The sequence below is a fragment of the Synechococcus sp. CC9311 genome (genome assembly GCF_000014585.1).
In the GTDB taxonomy this organism is placed as follows: domain Bacteria; phylum Cyanobacteriota; class Cyanobacteriia; order PCC-6307; family Cyanobiaceae; genus Synechococcus_C.
Genome location: NC_008319.1, coordinates 587,819 through 602,559 on the forward strand (window position 1 = coordinate 587,819; position 14,741 = coordinate 602,559).

The window sequence follows — 14,741 nt, forward strand, 5'->3', positions numbered from 1 at the left end:
CGTAAAATTTATTTGATTAGCTCGTCTGGAGACGGTTTTGGCAACCCACGACATTTTTATGCCTGCCCTCAGCTCCACCATGACGGAGGGCAAAATCGTGGAGTGGCTCAAGCAGCCTGGAGACAAGGTGGCTCGAGGCGAATCCGTTCTCGTTGTTGAGTCCGACAAAGCCGACATGGATGTGGAGTCCTTTCAGGAGGGCTACCTGGCTGCAGTGTTGATGCCTGCGGGTAGCACTGCACCTGTGGGTGAAACGATTGGCCTGATCGTTGAGACGGAAGCTGAGATCGCTGATGTGAAGGCCAAAGCTCCTTCTTCAGCTCCGGCCGCTCCAGCTGCAGCCGCCCCCCCTGCGGCTCCAGCGCCCCCCACTCCCGTTTCAGCTCCTGCTGCCGTTTCAGCTCCAGCTCCCGTCACAGCTCCGGTGGCTGCATCTGTCAGCAACGGACGCTTGATCGTCAGTCCCCGCGCCCGCAAGCTTGCCTCCCAAATGGGTGTAGACCTTGCTGGTCTGCGCGGTACTGGCCCCAATGGCCGGATTCAGGCGGAAGACGTTGAAAAGGCAGCCGGACGTCCTGTGACCCCACCACGGGTAGGTGAAGGGACTTCAGCCGCTGCCGTTGTTGGTGACACAGTCTCGGCTTCACCGTCGGCTCCTTCGGGCAACAGTTTTGGCGCCCCAGGCGACACCGTGGCCTTCAACACCCTGCAGGCGGCGGTGAACCGCAACATGGAAGCCAGTCTTGCGGTGCCTTGTTTCCGTGTTGGATACACGATCACTACCGACAAGCTCGATGCCTTTTACAAGCAGGTAAAACTCAAAGGCGTCACGATGACGGCCCTTCTGGCCAAAGCTGTGGCCGTTACTTTGGCTCGCCATCCCCAGGTGAATGCCGCAACCACGGCTTCTGGCATGAGCTACCCCGCTGAGGTGAATGTGGCTGTTGCTGTGGCGATGGAAGACGGAGGCTTGATTACGCCGGTATTGCGCAATGCCGATCGCACCGATCTATATGAGTTGTCGCGTCAGTGGGGGGATTTGGTGAAGCGTTCTCGCAGTAAGCAACTGCAGCCTGAGGAATACAGCACCGGCACCTTCACCCTCTCCAACCTTGGAATGTTCGGAGTGGATCGATTTGATGCCATTCTGCCCCCAGGCACCGGCGCAATCCTGGCGGTTGCGGCGTCTCGTCCCACCGTGGTGGCAGGCAAAGACGGATCCATCGCCGTGAAGCGTCAGATGCAGGTGAATCTCACCGCTGATCACCGCGTGATTTATGGCGCCGATGGTGCTGCCTTCCTCAAGGATCTTGCGGAACTGATCGACACGCGTCCGGAGAGTTTGGCTCTGTAAATCACAGCTGTGTTTGCTGCTTCATTGTTTTCACGCCTGATCGGACGAGCGTTGCCTCGTGCTCAAGCAGCCCGGGAGCGACTGCCCAACCTGCAGGCTCTGCCGATCCTGTCGTCGGATGCACTCTCCTCCGTGGCGTACGCGACAGAGGCGTCCCTGGGTGTGCTGATCCTGGCGGGTAGTTCGGCCCTCAAGCAATCGCTCCCCATCACCCTGGCGATCATTGCTTTGATCGTGATTGTGGTGCTGTCCTATCGGCAGGCGATCTCCGCTTATCCCAATGGCGGCGGCTCTTATGTAGTGGCTCGTGAAAACTTGGGACGCAACATCAGCCTTGTAGCCGCGGCAGCCCTTTTGATCGACTACACCCTCACTGCTGCCGTGAGCTTGATGGCTGGAACTCAGGCCCTGTCGTCTTTGCTGCCCTCATTGCTTCCCCATGAGCTGTCGTTGTCACTTCTGCTGTTGGCCCTGGTGGGTTGGGCCAACCTGCGCGGCATTCGTGAGGCGGGCCGGATTTTTGCCATTCCCACCTATGTCTTTGTGGTGATGATCCTGCTGCTCACCCTTGTTGGGCTAACTGATCTCAGCTTTCAACATGGCTGGACCCCTGAGCCACCTCCTTTAGAGGCCGCTTTGCAGCCCTTAGGGCTGTTTTTGATCTTGCGGGCTTTTAGTTCTGGTTGTTCAGCGATGACAGGCATTGAGGCCATTTCCACTGGCGTGCAGGTGTTTCGTGAACCCGCGGCGCGCAATGCTCGCGTGACGCTGCTCGTGATGGGTGGTTTGCTTGCGTCGATGCTCCTAGCCGTGACTGGCTTGGGGTTCATGTACGGCATTGCGCCGGATTCGCAAGTCACCGTTTTGGCTCAGATCGGCATTCGGGTGTTTGGCAGCGGCAGCATCTTGTTTTGGCTGCTGCAACTCTCCACCCTGCTGATTCTGGTGTTGGCCGCCAACACGGCTTTTGCTGGGTTTCCTTTATTAGCGGCGATGCTTGCCGAAGACCGTTGCCTGCCACCGCAGATGCGTTGGTTGGGAGATCGCTTGGTGTATCAGAACGGCATTGGCGTGTTGCTGGCGGTGTCGGCGTTGATCATTTGGATCTGCCACGGAGACACCACCGTGGCGGTCAATTTGTATGCATTGGGTGTGTTTACGGCGTTCACGTTGTCTCAGCTGGGATTGGTGCTGCACTGGTTTCGGATGCGTGGACCGGGTTGGCAGGGACGGATGGCGCTGAATGCTTTGGGTGCCCTCTCCACGTTCGTGGTGTTGTTGGTGATCATCGTGAGCAAGTTCACGGAAGGCGCCTGGTCGGTGGTGATTGCTCTGCCTCTCGTGGTGTGGGGGCTCGCCTTGATTCGCCGGCGCTCACGGGAGGTACTGGCTTTACTGGCGCCTGACCCGCGCATGGAGCCTCTTTTTTTAGAGCCGAAGGCATCGTTGCCACGCCATCACGCCATCGTTTGGCTTGGTGGTTTCAACCAGCCGTCCTTTGAAGCCGTCCGTTACGCCTGTTCCATCGCCGACAAGGTGACGGCTGTGATGGTGTTGTCTGATCAACAGGATGCTGATCAGATCGGTGCCGAATGGGATCGCTGCGCTGGAACGCAAACCGGCGCCTTGGATTTCCAATGTCTTGAGAGTCCGTTCAGCTCGCTTCTGCAGCCCTTTTGTGATTTTGTTGTTGAGCAGGAGCGGAATCATCCTGAGCTCTGTACGACGGTGGTGATGCCAGTGGTCGTGCCAAGGGATCGATTGGATCAAACCCTTCTGAATCAGCGGGCCTTGAATTTGTTTACCGCTCTCTCTGCCGGTAAGAGTCGCGTCTTTTCGATTGTGCGCTTCTACATTTCGCCTGCCGGGAAGAAAGACAACGCTGCCTTGGCAGCATGCCCTGATGTTGTGGTGAAGCCAGATGATGCCTGACTCACGCGATCTCCAGCTCAGTTCGTATGACTACGTTCTGCCGGAAGACAGAATTGCGCAGGCGCCGGTTGAGCCGCGGCACGATGCACGTCTGCTGGTGGTGCCCCCTGCAGAGCGCTCTTTGTCTGAGCTGAGGCACCAACGCGTCTGGGACTGGCAGCAGGAGTTGCAACCCGGCGATCTTTTGGTGGTGAATGACACCCGCGTCCTTAAGGCGCGTCTGCGGGTGCGGCGCAGTGGCGGAGGTTTGGGTGAATTGCTCGTGCTCGAGCCCCGTGGCGAGGGGCGGTGGTTGTGTTTGGCGAGGCCTGCTAAGCGCATGCGGCCTGGTGATCAGCTTTGGCTCGAGGCATTGGAGCAAGAACCGCTCTCCCTAGCTGTGCTGGCAAATGACGCTGCCAGCGGCGGCCGGATCGTGCAGTTTCCTCCGGATTGCGTGGATGCGCTTTCGCTGGAAGGACTGTTGGAGCGTTACGGAGAAGTGCCGCTTCCGCCTTACATCACAAGGCATGACAGCTCGGATCAAGAGCGCTATCAAACCCGTTACGCCACACGTCCAGGAGCGGTTGCTGCTCCAACGGCGGGACTGCATCTCAGCGATGCCTTGCTCGCAGCGATTGCTGAGCGGGGTGTTGCCTTGGCCCATGTCACGCTGCACGTTGGCTTGGGTACCTTTCGCCCCGTGGAAACAGAGGATCTGAGCGATCTCACCCTGCACAGTGAATGGGTGGAGGTGCGCGCTGAGGTAGTAGAGGCGGTGTTGGCCTGTAGGGCTCGAGGCGGCCGGGTGATTGCAGTGGGGACAACGAGCGTGCGCGCACTGGAAGCCGCAGCGGCGGGAGGTGGGGGTTTGCAGCCGTTGAAGGGGCCTGTGGATCTCGTGATTCAGCCCGGCTATCGCTTCCAGGTGGTGCAGGGTTTGCTCACCAATTTTCATCTCCCCAAGAGCTCCCTGTTGCTTTTGGTGAGCGCCTTGATCGGTCGCGACCAGCTGCTCCAGATCTACAACGCAGCGATCGAGGAGATGTATCGCTTCTATTCCTATGGCGATGCGATGTGGATTGCTCCCGAGGCGGTGCTGTTCGACGCGCGACCTGAATGAACACACTGACGGGGTCGCATGAAAAAGCCCCGTGCTCAGACGGGGCGCTACAACGCTTATTCGCGAAGGTGTTGATCAGAAAGGTGTTGATCAGACAGGAACGGGCTGTTCGATGATGCCTGTTGGCACGTCCGCAAACATCACTGAGGACAGATAACGCTCGGCGAGGTCAGGCAGAACCACCACGATTGTTTTGCCAGCAAATTCATCCTGTTGGGCAAGGCGAATGGCCGCTGCGGTTGCTGCTCCACAAGAAATCCCTACTAAGAGGCCTTCCTCCTGGGCCAGACGTAGGGCCATTTCAATCGACTCCTCATTGGTGACTTGCTCAACGCGATCGACCACAGAGAGGTCGAGGTTGTTCGGAATGAAGCCAGCACCGATGCCTTGAATCTTGTGTGGGCCTGGCTTGAGCGCTTCACCATTCATGGTTTGGGTGATCACAGGGCTGTGGCTTGGCTCAACGGCTACCGAGGTGATGGCCTTACCTTTTTCCTGCTTGATGTAACGCGATACACCGGTAATGGTTCCACCGGTGCCAACGCCGGCGACGAGCACATCGATCGCCCCATCGCAGTCATCCCAGATCTCAGGACCTGTTGTCTTTTCGTGGATCTCTGGATTGGCGGGATTGTCGAACTGTCCAGGCATGAAGTACTTGGAAGGATCACTATCTGCAATTTCCTTGGCCTTAGCGATGGCGCCAGGCATGCCCTTGGCGGCTTCCGTCAGGATCAGTTCAGCGCCAAGCACGGCCATCACCCGTCGACGTTCGATCGACATCGATTCCGGCATCGTGAGGATCAGCTTGTAACCACGAGCCGCGGCAGTGAAGGCCAGGGCAATGCCTGTATTGCCTGAGGTGGGCTCCACGATGGTTTTCCCTTCGGAGAGAACACCACGCTTTTCAGCGTCCCAAATCATGTTGGCGCCGATCCTGCACTTCACGCTGTAAGCAGGGTTGCGACCTTCGATTTTGGCCAAAACGGTGGCCTTGCAACCCTTGGTGACGTGGTTGAGGCGAACGAGCGGGGTGTTGCCGATGGCTTGGCTGTTATCGGCGTAGACGCGAGACATGAGGCTGGAATTATTTTCTAGAAATTTAATTGCCAGCATTGGCACTTCATTCCAGCTTCAGGCCTTATTAAGACTTCGATGTCTGTTGATGTGGTTTTGACTGTGCCGACCCGATCATTTTTTGGTTTCCAATGAACACTTTTTACGCGTCCTTTTTGGCTTTCGCTTCGGTCGCTTTCTCATCGGTCGCTGTCTCACCTGCTGCTGTTTTGGCAGAGTCTGAAGAGCAGGCGCGTGGCCCCTACCTCCGCTTGGGTGCAGGCGTGCAATGGCCGGAGACGAGTGCGCTAAAGGATCAAAGGTGTTCAAGTACCTCACCGCCTGCCTTGTTTGGATGTGGGCCAGGCGATGACGGACGAAGCCTTGGTGCCTATGGCGGTTTTGATCAGGCCCCAGTTGTGGATGCGGCTATCGGGTATCGCTGGACGTCATGGCTGCGGACGGAAGCTTTGCTCAACTGGTCGCCCCAGCTCAACGTATCCGCTCAAAGCAATTTCCTGGGAGCAGGCCCAAATCAGCCTGTTCGTTCGTCTGGGAATGGGTTAGCTGGATTTGGAGTGCTGTATGTGGATGGACCTTCCATTGCAACGGTCCGTCCATTTATCGGTGCTGGTCTTGGTGCTGCTCGGACGTCTCTTGCTGATGTCACCTATCGATTTCCAGCGATTTCCAGTGATGCAGTCACGGTGACCTCTGGAGGGAGATCAACGTCATTCGCCTATTTGCTCACGGCTGGTGTGAGCATCCCTGTCAGCGAGAAGCTTGACCTTGATCTGGCCTATCGCTGGACCGATCTTGGAACGGTTAAAACCAACGCAGGATCGGCCAAAATTGTGCGGCCTGCAGGCCGATCCAATCTCGAGATTGCAGGCACAGAGATTGATCTTCAATCTCAAGCTGTTCTGGCCAGTTTGCGTTTTCGCTTTTAAAGCATTGAATTAGAGAGGGCTCGCTCAAACCTTTGCCATAGCTCCTCAGGTTGTTCGAGTCCGACCGAGACGCGAAGGAGGTGGGCGGACACGCCGCAGGCCTTGGCCCAAGGCAGTTCGTTGTAGTGAGCCAAAAGCACGTAGGGGCATACCAAGGTGAATGGTGTGCCAAGACTTGGCCCCTTGCAGACCGACAACCCGTCGTAGACGGCTTGGGCTTGATCGATACCGCCCTTGACCTCAAACGAAAGTAGGCAGCCATGTCCGGCGCCGGGGCGCAAGAGGCTGCGGAAATTGGCGCATTGATCGGGGTAATACACCCGAGCCACTTCCGAGTGGTTGCTGAGCTTCGCGGCCAGGGCCTGGGCATGGCGATTCAGTTGGGGAACGCGTGCCTGGACATCGCGGCTTCCTTGTTCCAAGGCCATCGCATCGGCATCGCCAAGGCCGGTGAACCCTGCTGCTGAGTGTTGATTCTGAAAGGTTTGCTCCCAGCGAGAGTTCGGGCTCACAACCAGTGCTCCCGCCAACACATCACCACGACCGGCAAAACTTTTGGTGAGAGAACTGAAGATCAGGTCTGCATAAGGCAGGGGATCGATGTTTAAGCAAGAGCCGATCGTGTCGTCTGCGATCACCGGAATCCCTCGGACGTGAGCCAAGCGGGCGAGGGTGGGGAGATCCACGCACTGAAGCAGTGGATTGCTTGGTAGTTCCACAATCACCGCAGCTGGATCAATGCGATCAAGAGCGGCTTCCATGGCTGCGTTGCTGCTGTCGAGCAGTAGTTCGCTTCCGGCAAATACCACCTGAGGCAGCTTCAGCACATCCACGTAAGGGAAGCCGATTTGCAGGGTGGGGCGTCCTGGCCGCATCGTGGTGATCCATTGCAGAGCCGTGTGTAGAGCAGCCATCCCTGAGGGGTGCAGGCTCAACCGCTGGGTGTCACATCCATAGATGGCGGCCAGTCGCTCGATCACGAGGGCCTTGGCCTGAATAGCGGCCCCTGCCGCTGGTGCTGCTTCCTTGCTCAAGCTGATCGCGGCCCTTCGCGATGAGGCGCCTAAACCAGCGTGTTGCCAGAACGCCTTGGCATGGGGGCTTGCTTCGGCGTCAGCAATCAATACGGCGAGTCCGAGCTGATCAACGATTTGGGTGGAAGCTCTCGGAGCTTGCCGAAGGCAATGGTGTTGGGCGAGCTGAGCGGCTGCCCCGTTGGGGTAGGGCCAAGCACTGGATCCAGGGGAGTCCATCCCGGTAGGCCGCATCGCTAATGCTTTTTGAGCAACCTCTGCGGCTAGTGGATGGAGACCAAAGCGTGGATACAACGCTCGCAATTGCGACCGGCACTGCGGATCGTTGTCTTCGTAGGCGATGACATCGCTCCAGCGCGGTAGGGCGACGGACACGGCATGGATCCCGTCAGGTAAGGGATGGCCAAGGTCCTTGCCTTGCCAGCATGGGTTGCGCAGGAGATCGCGGGAACTCACGGAAGCAGGGTGAGCGCGTGATCAAGATCGATCAACAGGTCACTGATGTCTTCGCAGCCAAGGGATAGACGAATCAGTCCGTCGCTGATTCCTAGGGCTGCTTTGATCTCGGAAGAAACGGCGGCGTGGGTCATGGTGGCTGGATGGCAGATCAAGCTCTCAACTCCGCCAAGGCTTTCGGCCATCGTGAACCAACGCAGGGCTTTGCATATGGCATAGACCTGTTCACGGTTCGCATTTAATCCAATCGTCACGATCGCTCCACCTCCGTTCATTTGGCGCAAGGCCACAGCCCTCTGCGGATGATCGTCTCGCCCGGGGTAGCGCACCCAAGACACAGCGGGATGGGATGCCAAGTGATCCGCCACCGCAGCCGCATTCGCCATCTGTTGGTTCAGGCGCAGGGGCAGCGTTTTGATGCCCCGGGTGATCAGCCAACAGTCGAAGGGTGAGGGCATCAGCCCCAATGCTTTTTGGGCAAACACCATTTTTTGATGCCAGCTGGGATTATCGGTGCAAACCACACCACCGAGGGCATCCGAATGCCCGTTGATGTATTTCGTGGTGCTGGTGAGTGAGAGGGTGGCGCCGAGTGCCAAAGGGCGTTGAACCAAGGCGGTGGCGAACGTGTTGTCCACGACGACGGGCACGCCGGCGGCGCTTGCTGCGCTGCAGACCGCATCGAGGTCAATCACCTTGAGCAGTGGGTTGGTGGGACTCTCCAGCCAGACCATCGCCGGCCGCTGCTTCTCGATGCGGGCTACAGCATTGGGAGTGGTGAAATCAACCCATTCGGTGCGCACCCCGAACTTGGCAAACACTTGCTCGAACAAGCGCACGGTGCAGCCGTAGAGGTTCTCTTCGCAGAGCACCAGATCTCCCTGGCTCAGGGTGGAGACAATCGCGGTAATCGCGCTTACTCCCGAACCAAACACCGTGGCGTGGCTGCACGCCTCAACAGAGGCCAAAACGCCCTCAAGGATGCGGAAATTGGGGTTGCCAGAGCGGGTGTAATCGAATCCGCCCGGGTTGCCATGCTCAAAGGTGGATGTGGCGTAGATGGGTGGCATCACCGTGCCGGTTTCGCTGGCGAAGCTTTCGCCATGGTGAATGGCCCGGGTGGCTGTCGCCGGTTCTGGGACAGGACGCTGCAAGGCGTTGATGCGATCTAACCGAAGGTTATTAAACGGTCTGTTGTTAAGGGTGCTTGTTGGCCTTCAATGTGAGGCATAGCAGGGTTCAGAGCGCGCAATGGCTGTTTTGGTTTTTAAGATTTCATAGGTGGTTGTGTTTCTTGCCGTGTCGGCTTGAACGATCGTTTACTGCTTGATTGATCGCTTCCCCGAGGAGTGATCAGCCCCAGCGTTGATGGAACGGCGTTGAATCGAGATTGGCTTTCAAAAATGCGGGGCCTCGGTTGTGCAATTCGGCTTATGTCGTCTTAGCGTTTAGAAGATTTTGTGATGTGTCATGAAGGAAAGCCAGCTTCAGCAAAGCGATAAGGATGAATGGAGAGATCATGTTCTCCAAGAAATTGTTGAGTTTTTAAGTAAGAATAAAGAAGAGATCCATGGGCGTTACCTTGAACAAAGATGCGGCCAGCTTCCGCGAGATTTCATTGAAGAGAAGGGCTTGATGGATTTCGAATTGGCGATCACATTTTTGGAAGATAAGCCTAAGGGTATGGGGTTGGGTCTTGGCTTTTTCAAGGCAACTCTTATTCGCTAAATTGGAGAGGATTCTTCTGATGAGTTCGACCTATGGGAGCATCAAGTTTCTTGCTTGGCCTCGCATCCGATTGAGTGGCATACAGCAGATTTAAACTGGTAAAATTGATTCATGATAAGTTGTTCTTCGATCTCATCATCCGCAATTAACGGAATAGTATGAATAATGAGCAAAGGGACTGGCCTGGAAAAATCTTTGCTTCCACATAAATACGTCTTTGCTCCCAGCAAAAGTTTGCTGATTCTTTTGATGACAAGCTTGCAACTGTTCCGATCTTCAAATAAGATCTGCGCTTTAAATTGAATGTCGATTTCGTGGTCCTCGTGGTTGCTTTCGTGATTTAGGTTTCTCCACACTCCTTCAATCATCCACCACATTCCGCCGTTGTGCACCCAAACTGTCGCTAACTCTGGTGGGCTTGCTTTGAAGATATTGAGTTGACAATTGAAGGCGTTGTCTTTGAAGATCTTGTAAATCTTTCTGCTTGTAAGCTCATTCGCTTGCACGAGTTGACCGTCAATGCACGGTTATTATCATCAGCTCTGATACAGTTGCTCATTCTTACAGATGAGGCATGAGCGCGTTCATTTAATACTAGATGAATGCAAATATCATCTGTCTGTATAACTGGTTACGAGGTTTTGGCGGGAAGAGGGTGATTATCTAAAGCCCTCTATTTTGTTGTCAATGAGTATGGGTTGCTTCGCCGATGTTGGTGTGGAGGGTTGGTTGACCGATCGCTGTGGTTACTGGGCAATGCGCTTTCATAGGGATGAGCAGTCTGATGAGAATGATCCTCGTATTTTTGTGGATTATGGAAGGGGGATGCCGAACGGACAGTCCGCCTTTTTGAAGAGCAGAAAACATCTGCCACGAAAGGATGCAGAGACGCAATGGAATCGATTGATTGAAATCGGTTGGACGCAGGTTCCACCTGTTTGGGGTCAAGGTATTGAGCCATAAATCAGGCTTGTGTTATTACTGCCTAAGATCCCAAGCCGATAAATAGTTCTTGATGCACAACATAGGTGTAGTACAAGGTTGTGCCAGCATTGGGTGAAAGTTCGATACCATCACTGTTAAAGGCGATATTGCAAATCAAGTTTCCTTTCCAGGCAATCTTGTCTTGACTTTGTTCTGCTGACCATCTCATTGCAGCGTTGAAATGATCAGGAATGACGGCTCCAATCTTTTCGCAGATGTCTGAAAGCCTGCAGAGGGCAGGGGGTTTAGCGGGTAGGGATAAGCCTTTCCTTAGTATCAATTCGTCTATTACTCCTGTATATCTCACGAATTCGATGAAATCTTCTTCCTCTGTTGTCAGTGAGGCGTTGGATAACGCTTGATCAAAGAGAGCGGCTGTTAGGACTGGCCTAGATTGAATCATTCCGTTGTTTAAATGATTTGCTGTTATGCATTGATTATAGCCATCACCCTATAGGGCTTAAATGTCAATTGTTTCGTATTTAAACGACCTCCTTGGGGTAATTAGCTTGAAGAACTGATAGGTGAACCTAATCTATTGTTCCGCTCGTTGGTTCTATCTAGTTGTTCTGTGCAAAGGGTTGTGTGTCGTTGATTGCACGATCAGTCATTGTTTGCCACAGTGCTTGGAAAGGGTCAACTCCATGGGTCTGAGGAAATCACTCAAAAAAGCCGTGGTTTATTTGCTTGGTGTTGTCGATGAGTACTGGGCTATGCGAGAGCCTAGTCAATATGGAGAAAAGGATCCAGAATGCTCGATCTCTGCTGAGAATCAGGCCTGTACGAGCAAAAGTGTTTCCCAATGAAAGCATCCATAATGGATGAATTGAAATGGTTGTGGCAAGAATAATTGAGATTGTTGAAGGGGCTTGTTGGGGAGCGTTATAGTTCTATTGTGTTGAGAATTTCTTTTGAATCAAGCTAGTATCCGCCGTTTTATATTTACTTTAATCACCGGTTATTTGGCGATTTTTGGCATTCAGCAGATTCCTTATGAATTTCCAAATCAATGGGCTGTATTGATTCCGGTTTTGATTGTTGTTTACATCATCACTGTATGGCTTGACGGAGTCTTTTTTAAGGATGATGAACCTCTCGAAAAGCATCCTGCTGATCTAAAAAAGGCAAAGACCAAGAAGTCTTCGAAAAAAGCGAATGGATTCGGAGATTCTTAGGAACTTTTCGCTTTGCTCTTTGCCTGCTGAAGAGGACTTGTCGCTTTTATAGCATTCATGCTTGAACGATTTAATGGACTTTTACTGTCAATCTTGGCATAAAAAATCCTGCTGGCTTGATGTCCAAGGCCAACAGGAATTGAAATGGAAAGAAAACAGTCCCAGATCGAAATCCGGGATTGAACATCAGACCTTTCTGGAGTAGTACTCCACAACCAGGAGTTCGTTGATCTCAAGGGCTACCCATTCGCGTTCAGCACGGCCAATCACTTTGGCGCTGAGCTTGGGTTTGTCGAGCTCAAGGTGAGGAGGCACGTTGGCCAGTCCTGGGAATTGAAGATTCGCTTCGGCAAGCAGTTTGCTGCACTTGCGTTCGCGTATAGCGATCACATCACCAGCCTTGCACTGATAACTGGCGATGTCGGTGACCCGTCCATTCACGGTGACGTGGCCATGGTTCACCAGCTGGCGGGCGCCTGGCACGGTTGGACCAAATCCAATGCGGAAGCAAACATTGTCGAGACGATTCTCGAGCAGTTTGAGCAGGTTGGTTCCTGTTGAACCTTCCTGAGCACGCGCTTTCTTCACGTAGCGCACGAGTTGACGTTCAGAAACGCCGTAGTTGAAGCGAAGCTTTTGCTTTTCTTCTAAGCGGATTGCGTATTCGGAGCGCTTGCGACGGGCTTGGCCGTGCTGACCGGGTGGATAGGACCGTTTTGCGGCCTTCCGGGTGAGACCTGGAAGGTCTCCCAAGCGCCGCGTGATCCTCAGGCGAGGGCCGCGGTATCTGGACATAGGAAAGAAGGGATGAATTGGGTTCGCGCTCAAGCGAGAATCCGCCATGCTGGGTTTGTGGCCCGCACCGTGGAATCACATGCACGAATCAACCATCCTATCTGCCGGCAGCACCAATCCTTTCAATCGAATTGTCAGTGCGGTGATGCTTGCGCTGATCGAGTTGTATCGCCGTTGGATTTCCCCCTTGATCGGCCCTCGCTGTCGGTTCATTCCAACCTGCAGTGCTTACGGTATCGAGGCGATTCAGCGCCATGGCCCTTGGCGTGGTGGTTGGTTAACCCTGCGTCGTTTGCTGCGCTGTCATCCCTTTACCCCCTGCGGCTGTGACCCCGTCCCCGATTGATTCACGGCGATTAATTCTCTACAGCAGGGCTGGTTGTTGCCTCTGTGAGGGGCTCGAACAGCGTTTGCGAGATCTCAACCTTGAACACGACATCGATCCTCTGACACTCGTTGTGGTGGACATTGACGCTCCCGACTGTGCAGCGTCTCTGCGAGCGCGTTTTGACCTTGAGGTTCCAGTTTTAGTCCTAGGAGATACGGAGCTTCCGCGCGTGTCTCCCAGGCTGAGTGGGGATGGATTACGCAATTGGTTGCAGCGGGTTTGCGCCACTGCGGCAGGTTCGGATTAGAAAACCCATCTGTGGTGACCCAGCGATGACCCAGAGACTCCACGCCCTGCTTCATTCGGTGGGTTTGCCTGTGCCCCAGGGGTTGTCTGATGCAGTGATCGAATCGATCACCTGTGATTCCCGTTGCGTTGGCCCTGGGAGTGTGTTTATCGGTCTTCCTGGCGGGCGTGTGGATGGAGGAAGCTTTTGGCCCAAGGCCCTTGTTGATGGGGCTTCCGCGGTCTTGATTGGCTCTGCGGCAGCAGCAACTCTGCCCCCTGAGCAAAGCGATGCGGTGCTGGTGGTGCCTGATCCGGTTGCTCGCTGGGCCGGTGAGTTGGCGGCAGCTTTTTGGAATCACCCAAGTGAGCGCATCGGGTTGATTGGGGTCACTGGCACCAATGGCAAAACCACTACCACCCATCTGATTGAACATTTGAGTTCGGCCTGTGGACGTCCTTCTGCTCTGTTTGGAACCCTTCTCAATCGCTGGCCTGGCCACAGCGTTACGGCGACACACACCACAGCCGTCGCGGATCGGCTGCAAGCTCAGCTCGCTGAGGCCTATGCCGCTGGAGCTCAGTTAACGGCCATGGAGGTGAGCTCCCATGCACTTGATCAGCATCGGGTGGCTGGATGTCGTTTTTCCGGCGCTGTGTTTACCAATCTCACGCAGGACCATCTCGATTACCACGAGACGATGGCGTCTTATTTCGAAGCCAAAGCTCGGCTTTTTGCACCACCTCTTGTGGCTGATCAGGGGGCTCAGTTTGTGGTCAATATTGATGATCCTTGGGGGAAACACTTAGCGGAGCGGTTGGGCGATCGCTGTTGGCGGAGTTCGTTATCTGAGGGTTCAGCGCATGCAGAACTGACCATGTCTGATTTGGTGATGGGCTCTTCTGGGGTCGAAGGCCGCCTGTTGAGTCCTTTGGGTGAGGGATCCTTCCAATCGCCTCTGCTAGGTCGCTTCAATGTGATGAACCTGTTGCAGGCGGTTGGAGTCTTGCTTCAGCAGGGTCTCCCTTTGGAGGCGCTTCTCGAAGCCATCAGTACATTCAGGGGCGTTCCTGGTCGGATGGAACGGGTGGTTGTGGACGGAAAGGGGGGAGAGCTGCCCACTGTCTTGGTGGATTACGCCCACACTCCAGATGGCTTAAGCAGCGCACTCAACGCCTGTCGGCCCTTTGCAGATGGCAAGCTGATTTGTGTGTTTGGCTGTGGTGGTGATAGAGATCGTGGCAAGCGTTCGCAGATGGCTGCGATTGCGGCAGAGCTTGCTGATGCTGTGGTGGTGACCTCTGATAATCCACGCACAGAAGATCCTCAACAAATCCTGAATGATGTTGTTGAGGGAATTCCTAGCGGCACTGCGTTAACGGTGATGCTCGACCGTGCTGAAGCCATTGCTGGTGCGATTAAGGATGCTGGCTCTCACGATCTTGTCCTCATTGCCGGTAAAGGTCATGAGGATTATCAAATTCTGGGGACCCAGAAAGTTCATTTTGATGACCGCGAACAAGCTCTAAAAGCACTGCAAGACAAGCTGATTTTTTAAAGA

Annotated in this window: 16 protein-coding genes; 10 read left to right on the forward strand and 6 right to left on the reverse strand. The window is 54.7% G+C overall.

From position 1 onward, the window contains the following. Positions 1-37: 37 nt before the first annotated feature. The 3 genes from SYNC_RS02975 to queA are packed head-to-tail and all read left to right on the forward strand — an operon-like array spanning position 38 to position 4,388. A complete protein-coding gene (locus SYNC_RS02975) occupies positions 38-1,354 on the forward strand; it encodes a dihydrolipoamide acetyltransferase family protein (protein ID WP_011618562.1) in 1,317 nt (438 codons plus the stop codon). 9 nt (positions 1,355-1,363) lie between these two features. Next, positions 1,364-3,286, forward strand: coding sequence for an APC family permease (locus SYNC_RS02980; protein WP_011618563.1), 1,923 nt, complete (start codon positions 1,364-1,366; stop codon positions 3,284-3,286). Then, positions 3,276-4,388, forward strand: coding sequence for a tRNA preQ1(34) S-adenosylmethionine ribosyltransferase-isomerase QueA (gene queA / locus SYNC_RS02985; protein WP_041426358.1), 1,113 nt, complete (start codon positions 3,276-3,278; stop codon positions 4,386-4,388). Before SYNC_RS02980 ends, queA begins: the two co-directional genes overlap by 11 nt. Positions 4,389-4,478: 90 nt before the next feature. On the opposite strand, the gene cysK is transcribed toward queA, so the two are convergent. Continuing rightward, positions 4,479-5,465: a cysteine synthase A gene (gene cysK, locus SYNC_RS02990; protein ID WP_041426881.1), complete on the reverse strand. Its 987-nt coding sequence runs from the start codon at positions 5,463-5,465 to the stop codon at positions 4,479-4,481. Between the two features lie 131 nt (positions 5,466-5,596). On the opposite strand from cysK, the gene SYNC_RS02995 reads away from it, so the two are divergent. Further along, on the forward strand, positions 5,597-6,394 hold the full coding sequence (locus SYNC_RS02995) for an outer membrane protein (RefSeq protein WP_011618566.1): 798 nt from the start codon (positions 5,597-5,599) through the stop codon (positions 6,392-6,394). Here the strand turns inward: SYNC_RS02995 and SYNC_RS03000 are convergent. Beyond that, complete coding sequence (locus SYNC_RS03000) at positions 6,391-7,884, reverse strand: PLP-dependent transferase (RefSeq protein WP_011618567.1); 1,494 nt, start codon at positions 7,882-7,884, stop codon at positions 6,391-6,393. The two genes, SYNC_RS02995 and SYNC_RS03000, sit on opposite strands and share 4 nt — an antisense overlap. After that, positions 7,881-9,038: a PLP-dependent aspartate aminotransferase family protein gene (locus SYNC_RS03005; RefSeq protein WP_011618568.1), complete on the reverse strand. Its 1,158-nt coding sequence runs from the start codon at positions 9,036-9,038 to the stop codon at positions 7,881-7,883. The genes SYNC_RS03000 and SYNC_RS03005 overlap by 4 nt, the downstream gene beginning before the upstream one ends. Positions 9,039-9,354: 316 nt before the next feature. Here SYNC_RS03005 and SYNC_RS03010 point away from each other — a divergent pair, with 316 nt between their 5' ends. Then, positions 9,355-9,612 carry a hypothetical protein gene (locus SYNC_RS03010; RefSeq protein ID WP_011618569.1) on the forward strand — a complete coding sequence of 86 codons (258 nt, stop codon included), beginning with the start codon at positions 9,355-9,357 and terminating at the stop codon, positions 9,610-9,612. A gap of 41 nt (positions 9,613-9,653) precedes the next feature. Here SYNC_RS03010 and SYNC_RS03015 read toward each other — a convergent pair whose 3' ends face one another. After that, positions 9,654-10,118, reverse strand: coding sequence for a hypothetical protein (locus tag SYNC_RS03015; protein WP_041426359.1), 465 nt, complete (start codon positions 10,116-10,118; stop codon positions 9,654-9,656). Positions 10,119-10,305: 187 nt separating this feature from the next. On the opposite strand from SYNC_RS03015, the gene SYNC_RS03020 reads away from it, so the two are divergent. Then, a complete protein-coding gene (locus SYNC_RS03020) occupies positions 10,306-10,575 on the forward strand; it encodes a DUF1651 domain-containing protein (RefSeq protein ID WP_041426360.1) in 270 nt (89 codons plus the stop codon). A gap of 22 nt (positions 10,576-10,597) precedes the next feature. On the opposite strand, the gene SYNC_RS03025 is transcribed toward SYNC_RS03020, so the two are convergent. Further along, entirely contained in the window at positions 10,598-10,999 is a 402-nt protein-coding gene (locus tag SYNC_RS03025; protein WP_011618572.1) for a hypothetical protein, read from the reverse strand. A gap of 508 nt (positions 11,000-11,507) precedes the next feature. Between SYNC_RS03025 and SYNC_RS03030 the strand changes: the two genes are divergently transcribed. After that, entirely contained in the window at positions 11,508-11,771 is a 264-nt protein-coding gene (locus SYNC_RS03030) for a hypothetical protein (RefSeq protein ID WP_011618573.1), read from the forward strand. A gap of 186 nt (positions 11,772-11,957) precedes the next feature. On the opposite strand, the gene rpsD is transcribed toward SYNC_RS03030, so the two are convergent. After that, positions 11,958-12,566: a 30S ribosomal protein S4 gene (rpsD, locus tag SYNC_RS03035; protein ID WP_011618574.1), complete on the reverse strand. Its 609-nt coding sequence runs from the start codon at positions 12,564-12,566 to the stop codon at positions 11,958-11,960. 79 nt (positions 12,567-12,645) lie between these two features. On the opposite strand from rpsD, the gene yidD reads away from it, so the two are divergent. Genes yidD through SYNC_RS03050 form a run of 3 tightly spaced genes read left to right on the forward strand, consistent with a single transcriptional unit; the run spans position 12,646 to position 14,738 of the window. After that, on the forward strand, positions 12,646-12,912 hold the full coding sequence (gene yidD / locus SYNC_RS03040) for a membrane protein insertion efficiency factor YidD (protein ID WP_011618575.1): 267 nt from the start codon (positions 12,646-12,648) through the stop codon (positions 12,910-12,912). Next, positions 12,893-13,201 carry a glutaredoxin family protein gene (locus SYNC_RS03045; protein ID WP_011618576.1) on the forward strand — a complete coding sequence of 103 codons (309 nt, stop codon included), beginning with the start codon at positions 12,893-12,895 and terminating at the stop codon, positions 13,199-13,201. Before yidD ends, SYNC_RS03045 begins: the two co-directional genes overlap by 20 nt. Before the next feature lie 25 nt (positions 13,202-13,226). Then, the gene (locus tag SYNC_RS03050; protein WP_011618577.1) at positions 13,227-14,738 is read left to right on the forward strand and encodes a UDP-N-acetylmuramoyl-L-alanyl-D-glutamate--2,6-diaminopimelate ligase; all 1,512 of its coding nucleotides are present in this window, start codon (positions 13,227-13,229) and stop codon (positions 14,736-14,738) included. Positions 14,739-14,741 lie beyond the last annotated feature (3 nt).